The 10,684-nt window shown below is 72.1% G+C and carries 8 protein-coding genes; 6 read left to right on the top strand and 2 right to left on the bottom strand.

Translation table 11 applies throughout. The features are described from left to right. Positions 1-574: 574 nt before the first annotated feature. Positions 575-3,247: a phosphoenolpyruvate carboxylase gene (locus tag B0B15_RS12195; RefSeq protein ID WP_076676400.1), complete on the bottom strand. Its 2,673-nt coding sequence runs from the start codon at positions 3,245-3,247 to the stop codon at positions 575-577. A 363-nt stretch (positions 3,248-3,610) separates the two neighbouring features. On the opposite strand from B0B15_RS12195, the gene B0B15_RS12190 reads away from it, so the two are divergent. Both B0B15_RS12190 and hisS read left to right on the top strand, forming a co-directional pair. Then, a complete protein-coding gene (locus B0B15_RS12190; protein WP_256334294.1) occupies positions 3,611-4,228 on the top strand; it encodes a MazG nucleotide pyrophosphohydrolase domain-containing protein in 618 nt (205 codons plus the stop codon). Between the two features lie 151 nt (positions 4,229-4,379). Next, entirely contained in the window at positions 4,380-5,627 is a 1,248-nt protein-coding gene (gene hisS / locus B0B15_RS12185; RefSeq protein ID WP_218123567.1) for a histidine--tRNA ligase, read from the top strand. 32 nt (positions 5,628-5,659) lie between these two features. Here the strand turns inward: hisS and B0B15_RS12180 are convergent, their stop codons facing one another. Continuing rightward, positions 5,660-6,517: a helix-turn-helix transcriptional regulator gene (locus B0B15_RS12180; RefSeq protein WP_076676397.1), complete on the bottom strand. Its 858-nt coding sequence runs from the start codon at positions 6,515-6,517 to the stop codon at positions 5,660-5,662. Between the two features lie 122 nt (positions 6,518-6,639). Here B0B15_RS12180 and B0B15_RS12175 point away from each other — a divergent pair, with 122 nt between their 5' ends. The 4 genes from B0B15_RS12175 (at position 6,640) to B0B15_RS12160 (ending at position 10,675) form a co-directional block, all read left to right on the top strand. Then, positions 6,640-8,082, top strand: coding sequence for an MFS transporter (locus B0B15_RS12175; RefSeq protein WP_076676395.1), 1,443 nt, complete (start codon positions 6,640-6,642; stop codon positions 8,080-8,082). Between the two features lie 127 nt (positions 8,083-8,209). Beyond that, a complete protein-coding gene (locus B0B15_RS12170) occupies positions 8,210-9,013 on the top strand; it encodes an SGNH/GDSL hydrolase family protein (RefSeq protein WP_306169555.1) in 804 nt (267 codons plus the stop codon). Positions 9,014-9,180: 167 nt separating this feature from the next. After that, positions 9,181-9,972: a cytochrome c oxidase assembly protein gene (locus tag B0B15_RS12165; RefSeq protein ID WP_256334290.1), complete on the top strand. Its 792-nt coding sequence runs from the start codon at positions 9,181-9,183 to the stop codon at positions 9,970-9,972. 31 nt (positions 9,973-10,003) lie between these two features. Next, positions 10,004-10,675: an O-methyltransferase gene (locus tag B0B15_RS12160; protein ID WP_076676391.1), complete on the top strand. Its 672-nt coding sequence runs from the start codon at positions 10,004-10,006 to the stop codon at positions 10,673-10,675. The last annotated feature ends 9 nt before the right edge of the window (positions 10,676-10,684 follow it).

The raw sequence follows: 10,684 nt of genomic DNA, 5'->3' as shown, positions 1-10,684 counted from the left end.
AGGGGGGACCCTGTGGGAGAGTAGGACACCGCCGGACTTCCTTTAACGAAATGGCCACCCAACGCTGGGTGGCCATTTCGCATTTACGGGCACAATTCCCCGGGCTGAACGCCCGCCTTACGGTGCCGGTACGTCTCCCCGCTGCCGGGAGTGCGTGCCGGCGCTTTTTCGTTTGCGCGCGGATACTTCACCGTGGTGCGTGGAGAACGCGCTCATCCGGTCTAGTTCGGCGCACGCGGTACAGGCGGGGCGGCGTACACATTCTGGTCGGCCCCATGGCGAGCATTGCCGGTGCAGACGTCGGCGAATCGGTATTCCTCGCGACGGTCACGGGTAGCACCGCGGGAACTCGATTCTCCCCGGGTACGTCGTCGGGCTCGACCGCGAGACGCCCGACCTCATGGTGCAGCTCGCCGAGCGGTGCGGCGCAGCCTCTCTCGGCATACCGGTCACCGCGTCCACGGAACAGATCTCCTGATCAGGCGATCAGTAGCCGGCGTCGCGTCCGCCGTGGCCGGGGACGACGATGCGCCGACCCTCGAGAGAGTCGGCGCATCGTCGTGGTGAGGTCGGCTCAGCCGGTGTTCTGCAGACCGGCGGCGACACCGCTCACCGAGAGCAGCAGAAGTCGCTGGTGCTCGGCATCCGGGGTCGGGTTCTCGGCGTCGGCGTCGCGCAGGGCGCGCAGCGCCCGCAGCTGCAGGAGCGACAACGCGTCGACGTAGGGGCTGCGCATCTTGACGGCGCGCTGCAGGATCGGCTTGTTCCCGAGCAGGTCGCCGCCGGTGATGCGCTCGACCCAGGAGCGCGTGAGGAGCATCTCGTCCATGACGAGCTGCGCGAGGTCGTCCCGATCCCCGAGAGCGAGGTAGCGCCGGGCGATGCGTTCGTCGGCCTTCGCGAGGCTCATGGCGACGTTGTCGATCATCGTGCGGAACAGCGGCCACTGCTCGTACGCCTCACGGAGACGCAACTCGTCGCCGACGGCGTCGAGGGCGGTGCCCAGCCCGAACCATCCGGCGAGGTTGATGCGCGCCTGTGTCCACGAGAACACCCACGGGATCGCACGGAGGTCTTCGAGCGATTCCACCGAGAGTCCGCGACGGGCGGGGCGGGAGCCCAGGGCGAGATGCCCGAGCTCCTCCATGGGCGTGACCGTGGCGAACCACGGCGCGAAGCCCGGGGCCTTCACGAGCGCGAAGAACCGCTCGCGGGAGGCGACATCCATCGTCTGCGCGACGTCGGCGAATGCCTCCGCCGCCCCGCGGTTGCGTCGCTCGATGGAGGGCGAGGATGCCGTGAGCACCGCCGCGGCCACCTGATCGATGTGGCGCATCGCGATATCGGGGTCGCCGTACCGGGCGAAGATGACCTCGCCCTGCTCCGTGAGCTTGAAGCGGCCATCGACCGAGTGCGGGGGCTGAGCGAGGATCGCGGAGTTGGCCGGACCGCCGCCGCGACCCAGCGCACCGCCGCGACCGTGGAAGAGCGTGAGCTCGATGCCCTCGGCCTGCGCCCACGTCGAGATCTTGGCCTGCGCCTCGTAGAGGGCCAGGTTGGCGGCGACGGGGCCGACGTCCTTCGAGGAGTCGGAGTAGCCGAGCATGACTTCGAGGCGACGGCCGGTGGCATTCAGTCGGTTGACGAAGGCCGGGTGCGACACGATCTCGTCGAGGATCCCGGGAGCGGCCTGCAGGTCGGCGAACGTCTCGAAGAGAGGAATGACGTCGAGCACGGGCGGCTGCTCGCCGGGGCCCATCGCGTAGGCGGCGAGCTCGTGGACATTGGCGAGGTCCTGCGCGGACTGCGTGAACGACACGATGTATCGGCCGGCCGCGCGCGGTCCGAAGCGCTCCTGTACGTAGGCGATCGAGCGGAAGACCTCGAGCACCTCCTCGGTCAGCTCGCTGCGGGCGCCGCCTGCGCGCAGTTCGTCGAGCACCTTGCGGTGCACGGCCGAGTGCTGGCGCACCTCGAGTTCGGTGAGATGGAAGCCGTACGTCTCGACCTGCCACACCAGACGCTGCAGCGCGCCGTAGGCCTGGCGCGCGGCGCCCGCGGCGACGAGGGAGTCCTGCACGGTGCGCAGGTCCACGAGCAGGTGCTCGGGGTCGCGGTACGCCAGGTCGGCGTTGCGCGTGCGGGTCGCGGCGATCTTGCGGGCGAGCAGCAGCAGGATGCGACGGTGCGGCTCGTCGGGGGAGCGCTCGGCGATCTCGGCGGCGGCGTCCTCGTCGGCTGCGCGCAGGCGGTGCCACAGCGCGACGAGGGCGTCGCTGGGCGGGGTGGTCTCGGCATCCAGGGTCAGTCCCCGGCCTACGCGCTGCGTGGTGCGCTCGAGGCCCAGGAGGACGTGCTCACTCGCGATGGCGGCGGCCTTGCGCGTGACGGATGCGGTGACGAAGGGGTTGCCGTCACGGTCGCCGCCGACCCAGGAGCCCACGCGCACGAACGGCTTCACGATGGGGGCGCGTGCGCCGGCGTTCTCGCCCTGCAGGATGTCGTCGATGCGGCGGTACACGCGCGGGACGGCCGTGTAGAGCGTCTCGTCGAACACCGCCATGACCGAGCGCACCTCGTCGACGGGCGAGGGCTTCTCGCGTCGGAGCGGGGCGGTGCGCCACAGCGTGTCGATCTCCTCCAGCATGCGTCGCTCGGCGCGGCGGCTCTCGCTGTCGTTGCCGGTGGCGTCGTCGTGCTCGGCGAGCAGCTCGGACAGACGGCGGATGCTGGTCGAGATCGCCCGTCGGCGAGCCTCGGTGGGGTGGGCGGTGAATACCGGGTGGAACCGCAGGGCCTGCAGGCGAGCCAGCGCGGTCTCCTCGCCGACCTCGCCGGCGAGGCGCTCAAAGGCCGCGGCGATCGTGTCGGGCGTGCCCGAGCGCGAGGCCCGCTCGCCGCGCTCGCGCAGGACGCGCACCCGCTGGTGCTCCTCGACCAGGTTCACGAGGTGGAAGTAGGCCGTGAAGGCACGGGCCACCTCGTCGGCACGCTCGATCGAGAAGCCGTCGGCGATGGCCGCCGCACGCTCGAACGCCTCGGGCGTCTCGTCGGTGTAGGCCTGGATCGTCGCCGAGCGCAGACGCTCGACGTCGTCGTACAGTCCGGGGGAGCCGCTCTCCTGAAGCACGCGTCCCAGGAGGGATCCGAGCAGGCGCACGTCGGCGCGCATCTGCTCGGGGAGCTCCTGGCCTGCTTCGAAGCGGCCCACGAGGTCGATGGCCTCGGTCGGGGTCAGTTCACGCACACGCCCAAGATTATCGGCGTCCTGTGACGCGGAGATCACGTGTGACGCCGACTGCCCGCCTCGCCGGTCCTACCCCGGATATTCTCCGGCCTCCCGCCGGAACAGCCGCAGGAATTCGTGGTGCAGGCGACCGGCATCCCGATATCTCCGACGGGGGAGGCGCCCGCTTCCGAGCGGGGGACCGGCGCGCACGTTCCGCGGCGTCCGATCTTAGGTGCGGCGTCTCGGGAGGCGAACCGCCGAAGTCCGGCACGGGCCCGCCGCGCACGCGGCTGCCGGGGGATACTCGAGGCGAGCGGCGCGAACCGCGCTGCGAAGGGAGACACCGTGAGCGACGACGCCCTGCGAGAAGCCGCCGAGACCATGCGCGCCGTGCGCGAACGGTGCGTGTGGACGCAGCGGATCGACCACCGCGACCTCGTGCCCTACCTCGTCGAGGAGAGCGCCGAAGTCATCGACGCGGTGGAGGCCGGGACGCGCGCCGATCTGCGCGAGGAGCTCGGCGACCTGCTCTGGCAGGTGCTCTTCCACGCGGAGATCGCGGCAGGCGACCCGGACGACCCGTTCGACATCGACGACGTGGCCCGCGGACTCACCGACAAGATGGTGCGCCGGCATCCGCACGTGTTCGCGGGTGCCGTGGCATCCACCCCCGAAGAAGTCCTCGTGCACTGGAACGCGGCGAAGGCGGCCGAGAAGCGCGAGCGTACGAGCGTGCTCGACGGCGTCAGCGAGCACATGCCCTCGCTCGCGCTCGCGCAGAAGCTGGTCGGCAAGGCAGCGCAGGTCGGCGTGTCCGCCCCGCACCACCGGCTCGCGGATCCCGCGTCCGAGGCGGAGCTCGGCGACGCCCTGCTGGCGCTGGTGCAGCTCGGACGCGAGCGCGGGTGGGATGCCGAGCGCGCCCTGCGCGAGCGCCTGCGCACCGTCCGCGCGGAGGTGCGCGCGGCCGAGGCGAGCGCCGAAACCGCATCCGGTTGACGAAAGCGCACGCTGTTTCCGCCCATCGCCTACGGTTTCATCGATCCCGTACGATCTCGGCGCGAAGCGCGGTCGCTCGAGACCGCGCGCTCGGGGAGCCGCGCGAGCCTGGAACAATGGGAGCGTGGCATCCGTGAACCCGCCGCGCGGAATGCGCGACTTCCTCCCCGCCGACAAGGCCCGTCGCGAGCGTGTGCTCGCCGTCATCCGCGAGCGTTACCGCGCCCACGGCTTCGACGAGATCGAGACCCCGGTCATGGAGGACTACGACCGCCTCCACGCCGGCCTCGGCGGCGACAACGAGAAGCTGTCGTTCAGCATCCTGAAGCGGGGGATGGATGCCGAGGGCATCCGCGCGGCCGCCGACGATCCGGCGTCGCTGGCCGACCTGGGGCTGCGCTACGACCTGACCGTCCCGCTCGCGCGTTTCTACGCCACCCACCGGGCGCAGCTGCCGTCGGTGTTCCGTGCGATCCAGATCGCCCCCGTGTGGCGGGCCGAGCGGCCGCAGAAGGGGCGGTACCGCCAGTTCATGCAGTGCGACATCGACATCATCGGCGACGGCAGCGCCCGCGCCGAGGCCGAGCTCATGACCGCCAGCCTCGACGTGCTCGACGCCCTCGGCCTCGAGGGCGGAACGATCCGGGTGAACGACCGGCGCGCCCTCGACGCCATGCTCGACGCGTTCGGCTTCGCACCCGAGGAGCGACCGGGCGTGCTCATCACGATCGACAAGCTCGACAAGGTCGGCGCCTCGGGCGTGGTCGCGGAACTGCGTGAGCGCGAGGCGAGTCCGGCCGCCGTGGACGCCCTCGCGGCCTACCTGGAACGACCGGCGACCACCCCGTCTTTCGACGACGCCGGCATCCGCGCGGCGCTGCCGGACGGCATCCCGGACGAGGTGATCGCCCACCTCGTGTCGCTCGGCGAGACGGTGGCCGCCGCGCGCGGTGCGGACGCGCCCCTCGTCTTCGATCCGTTCCTCGTGCGCGGCATGGGGTATTACACCGGCACGATCTTCGAGCTCGCCCACCCGAGCGTCGACTACTCCCTCGGCGGCGGTGGTCGCTACGACGGCATGATCGGGCGCTTCCTCGGCCAGCAGGTGCCGGCGGTCGGTTTCTCGATCGGCTTCGAGCGGATCGTCGATCTGCTGCCCGACGACGCAGCCGACGGCGAGCGGTCCGTCGTGCTGGTGCACGACAAGGACGTCCCGTTGGACCGGCTGCTCGCGCTCAAGAGCCGTCTCGTCGCCGATGGCGCGCGCGTGCGCGTGGAGCAGCGGGTGAAGAACATGAAGGCGCTGCTCGAGCGCTCGGCCGCCGACGGCTACACGGCCTTCGCGCCCGTCGGGTCCGACACGACCGTCGACACCCTGGAACTCAAGCCCCTGTCCTGAGGCGGAGCCGAGGTGCCCGCCGGGGTCGCTGTTCAGGCCGCGGCGCTGACCAGGGCTTCGCGCGGGCTCTCGGCGGCGAGCCGCTCGAGACGCTCGGCGGTCGCGGCGTCGCGGGGCGAGAACCACACCATGCGCGAGCCGAGCCCCTCGTCGATCCAGAGGCTCGACATCTCGAGGTGCAGCTCGTCCACACGGGCGTGCACGAGGTGCTTGGGGGCGTTGCGTTCGCCGCCCACGTCTCCCAGCCGCCAGAGCTCGCCGAAGCGCGGCGACATCGCCTCGAGCTCGGCGACGAAACGCTGCCACGACGGTTCCTCGTGGTGCCGGCCGTAGGCGGCGCGAAGGCGTGCGGCGATGCGTCTCTGCGCGTGGTCGAGGTCGACGTGGGCCCGCTGCCACGCCGAGTCGGTGAAGAGGAGCACGGCGCAGTTGCGGCGCTCGGCGGGCATGTCGTCGAGGTCGTCGAACAGGAAGCGGTAGGAACGGTTGTAGGCGCGGATGTCGAACCGCGACGTCTGCACCGCCGCCGGGTAGGGCAGGAGCTTCTCGAGCAGGTCGAGGTGGGTCTGACCGACGCACATGCGGGCCGCGCGGTCGGGGAGGGGCAGGTCGGCCAGGGCGAACAGGTGGTCGCGCTCGTCGTCGCTGAGCAGGAGGGCCCGGGCGATGGCCGTGACCACCTGAGCGGATGCCGCGATCGGGCGCCCCTGCTCGAGCCAGGTGTACCAGGTGAGGCCCACTCCGGCGAGCTGGGCGACCTCTTCGCGCCGCAGGCCCGCAACCCGTCGGCGCGTCCCCTCGGGCAGACCGACGTCGGCGGGGCGAAGGCGCGCGCGGCGGCTGCGTAGGAACCCCGCGAATTCGGCGCGGGCGTCGTCGGACCGGGTCATGGCATCCTCCTCCGGCGATCCTAGAGCTGCGCACATCGTCCGCCGGTTCTCTGGGGAGTGCTGTCGGTACCAGGATGAAACGGCTCCTGGTACCAGGATGCGCGCGTCTCCATGCTGGCACCATGACCACCTCCGCACACCCCGCGACCGGCAGCGCCCCGGTGCCGATCCGTCCCCAGGTCGACGACGTGCCGACCTGGCGCTACCTCGGCTTCCTGCTCGGGCCGGGCGCCGGCACATTCGCCTTCAACGCCGTCACGGTGATCCTCCCCACGCTGCGGGAACAGTTCGGGGCGGGAGACGTCGCCCTCGAACTCGTCATCGCGGCATACGGCATCCCGTTCGCAGTCCTTCTGATCCTCGGCGGGCGGCTGGGGGACCGCTTCGGGCGCCACCGCCTGTACGCGCTCGGCATGGGGTTGTTCCTCGTGTCGGCGATCGCGTGCGCCCTCGCGCCCTCGATCGAGACGCTCATCGCCGCCCGGGTGGTCCAAGGCGTGGGTGCGGCGCTGTGCACGCCGCAGGTGCTCGGCACGATCCAGGCGACCTCGCGCGGGGCGGCACGCACCCGCGCCATCGCTGCGTTCGGGGCGAGCGGGGGAATCGGCGCGGCCGTGGGGCAGGTGGCCGGCGGCGCCCTCGCGGCGCTGTCGTTCGGTCCCGTCGAGGGGTGGCGTGCGGTCTTCGTCGTCGTCGCCCTCATCGCGGTCGCGGCGATCTCCTTCGCCCCTCTCGCACCGCGCTCCCGCTCGCACGAGGTGGTCGCGATCGACCTCATCGGGACCGCGGCCCTGGCCATCGGCATCCTCGCCGCCTCGGTCGCCCTGACCTTCGGGCCGGTGTGGAACTGGTCGTGGCCCGTCGTTGTCGCCCTCGTCGTCGCCGCCGTCGCGCTCGCGGCGATGTGGCGGCACCAGAACGGCATCGAACGGTCGGGACGCGTGCCGTTGCTGCCGCCGAGCGTGCTGCGCCTGCGTCCCCTGCAGCTGGGCCTGCTGGCGGCCGCGCTGTTCTTCGCCGGCTACTCGGCCCTGCTGTACGTCTTCCCGCGCGCCGTCGAGGCCGGGGGCCTGACCTCGCTGCAGGCGGGGCTCGCTCTCCTGCCCTTCGCGGTGGTGTTCGCGGTCATGTCGCTCGCCGTCGCGCGGGTGCAGAGCCGACTCGGCGACGCGACCCTCGTGCTGGGAGTCAGCCTGCAGATCGTCGCCCTCATCGCGATGGCGGCCACGCTCGGCGTCGCCTGGGGCAGCGGGATCGGACTCTGGCTGCAGCCGGCCCTGGTGCTGCTCGGCGCCGGCCAGGCCTTGATCTTCTCGCCGCTTACGCAGCTCGTCGTGCGCGAGGTCCCGGTCGAGGCGGCGGGGCTGTCGGGCGGGATGTTCAGCACCGCCCAACAGCTCGCGCTGTCGTTCGGCGTGATCGTCATCGGGGGTGTGGTGACCTTCACCGGCGCCGCCGGCCGCGACGAACTGATCGCCGGTCTCGCGCTCGACATCGGCCTCGCCGTGGCCGTGTTGGCGCTGGCCCTCGTGCTGCGGGCACGGAGCGCGCGCGCCGCCGGCTGAGCCGTCGGCTCGGGCTCCGGCATCCGGAGAAGACCCAGGATGCCGGGAGCCCGGCGTCGCCACGCCGTCACGGTGCGTCCACCCGGCGTTCACCGCGGGCCGGTCTCATCGGAGGATGCGTCGTCCGGTGACCGTGACCGCCGCCTCCGCCCTCGCGCTGCTGGGTGCCGCAGCGGTGGGGGCGCGCACCCTCGTCACGCGTCAGGCGGCGATCGCGCGGCGCCGCATCGGCAAGCCTCTCGGCGAGCAGGCGCTCGACGCCGATCGGGTCTGGCGCCGGAAGAAGCACCCCGGTCGACCGGTCGACCTGCTGCTGCTCGGGGACTCGATCGCCGCCGGCCTCGGCGCCGGGCACCGGCGCGACACGCTGGGGGCCCGGCTCGCGAAGGGCATCGCCCGTGCCGCGCAGCGACCGGTGCGGCTGCGCACCGCGGCGGTCGTGGGGTCGGAGACCTCGGCCCTCGCGGCCCAGCTCGCCGCGATGCCGGAGGGGTACGTCCCGGATGCCGCGGTCATCGTCGTCGGCGGCAACGACGTGACCCACCGCATCCCGGCATCCCGCGCCGCGCAGCAGCTCGCAGACGTCGTCCGGGAGCTGCGGGGACGTGGCGTGCCCGTCGTGGTGGGAACCTGCCCCGACCTCGGCTCGCTGCGAGCGATCCCGCAGCCGCTTCGCGCGCTGGCCGCCCGGTCGTCGCGGCAGCTCGCGGCGGCCCAAGCCGTCGCCGTCCACCGGGCCGGCGGGCGGGTGGTCGCTCTGGCGCGTGCGGTGGGACCCGTTTTCGCCGAGCGCCCGGATGAGATGTTCAGCGTGGACCGCTTCCACCCGAGCGCCCTCGGCTACCGCCGCACGGCGGAGGCGTTGCTGCCGGCGGTGCTCGCGGCGCTCGAGACAGAGCGGAGCACGTCTCCGCCCGTGCCGAACCCGTGACGACGCACGCGTGACCGATCCCACCGCCCGCTGCACGTCGCGGCGACACGGACGGGGGCCACGCCCGGCTGACCCATAGCTCCCCGCCGTACGGTGTCGCCACGCCTCCCATCGATGTCTTCCTCCGCACCTGGCGCGCCGACCCCCTCACGCTCGGCGTGCTGCTCGTGGCATCCGTGGCGTATCTCCTCGCCGTCCGCCGGGTGCGCGGCCGCGGGCAGTCGTGGCCGCTGCGCCGCACGATCGGGTTCTTCGCCCTCGGGCTGCTGCCGTACGCCGTCATCGAACTCGGCTTCCTGGGCGTGTACGCGGGACAGTTGCGCTGGGCGTTCTCGACCCGCATCGCCCTGCTGATCTTCGCCGTGCCCGCCGGGGTTGCGGCGGGGCGCCCGCTCGACCTCGTCCCTCGCGCAATGCGCGACCGCTTCCTGGCGTCTCGCCCGGCCCGCGTGTTCGGCAACGCGATGGTGGCCACCGTCGTGATCGCCGCCGTGTTCTGCCTCTTCCTCACGCCAGTGGCCGGCATCCTGCGCGTGAACCCTGTCGTCGAGGCGTCGCTCGGCATCGTCGTACCGCTCGTGGGGCTCGCGATGGTGCTGCCGATGATGGCGCTCGGCGCGGTGCACACGGGCACCTTCATCGCGATCGAATTCCTGCTCGCGTTCGTCGAACTGCTCATCGACTCCGTCCCCGGGCTGCTGATGCGCCTGAACGACTCCGTGCTGGATCTCGTCCCGGATGCCGCGCAGGCGGCGCCCTGGTGGCCGTCGCTGCTGCACGACCAGCACCTCGCGGGCGACATGATCTGGTTCATCGCCGAGTTCGCCGACGTGCCGATCCTCGTCATCCTCATGATCCGGTGGATGCGCGCGGATCGCGTCGAGGCGAAGGGGTTCGACGACCTCACCGACGAGGAGTACGACGCGATGACGCGCGCCCACCTCCGTGGCGAGCGTTGACCCGCACCCGACGCCGCGTCAGGCTGGGAGGGTGCCCTCCCACGATGACGTCGATGCGTTCCTGACCGAGACCCTCGTCGGCTCCGACCCCACGCTCGACGCCGCGCTGCGCGCGCAGCACGACGCGGGGCTGCCGGCCATCGAGGTCGCCCCCGTCAACGCCAAGTTCCTCCACCTCCTCACGCGCATCGCGGGCGCTCGCCGCGTGCTCGAGGTCGGCACGCTCGGCGGGTACTCCACGATCTGGTTCGCCCGCGCCGTGGGCACCGGCGGGCGGGTCGTCACGATCGAGGCCGAGCCCGCCAACGCCGACATCGCTCGGGCGAACCTCGAGCGCGCGGGGGTGGCGGGCCGGGTCGAGGTGCGCGTCGGGCGCGGAGCGGACGTGCTGCCCACCCTCGTCGACGAGGAGCCGTTCGACCTGGTCTTCATCGACGCCGACAAGGAATCGAACGAGACCTACCTCGACTGGGCCGCGCGCCTCGGCCGACCCGGCACGGTCGTCGTGCTCGACAACGTCGTGCGCGGGGGAGAGGTCGCCGACGCCGGCACATCCGACAGCAAGGTGCAGGGCGCTCGCCGCGGCATCCTGATGCTCGGCTCCGACCCCCGCTTCGACGCCACCGCCCTCCAGACCCTCGACCGCAAGGGATGGGACGGGGTCGCGGTGGCGATCGTGGTGGACTCATCCCCAGGTCGCTGAGCGTGTCGA

The sequence above is a fragment of the Microbacterium sp. RU1D genome, assembly GCF_900156435.1.
Taxonomy (GTDB): Bacteria; Actinomycetota; Actinomycetes; order Actinomycetales; family Microbacteriaceae; genus Microbacterium.
This window is presented reverse-complemented; position numbering and strand designations above follow the sequence as displayed.

What these genes read in the sequence shown, in the direction of transcription:
- B0B15_RS12180 (WP_076676397.1), bottom strand. Translation starts at nt 6,517, where the DNA reads ATGACCCGGTCCGACGACGCCCGCGCCGAATTCGCGGGGTTCCTACGC.
- B0B15_RS12175 (WP_076676395.1), top strand. Translation starts at nt 6,640, where the DNA reads ATGACCACCTCCGCACACCCCGCGACCGGCAGCGCCCCGGTGCCGATC.
- B0B15_RS12190 (WP_256334294.1), top strand. Translation starts at nt 3,611, where the DNA reads ATGCGCGCCGTGCGCGAACGGTGCGTGTGGACGCAGCGGATCGACCAC.
- hisS (WP_218123567.1), top strand. Translation starts at nt 4,380, where the DNA reads ATGCGCGACTTCCTCCCCGCCGACAAGGCCCGTCGCGAGCGTGTGCTC.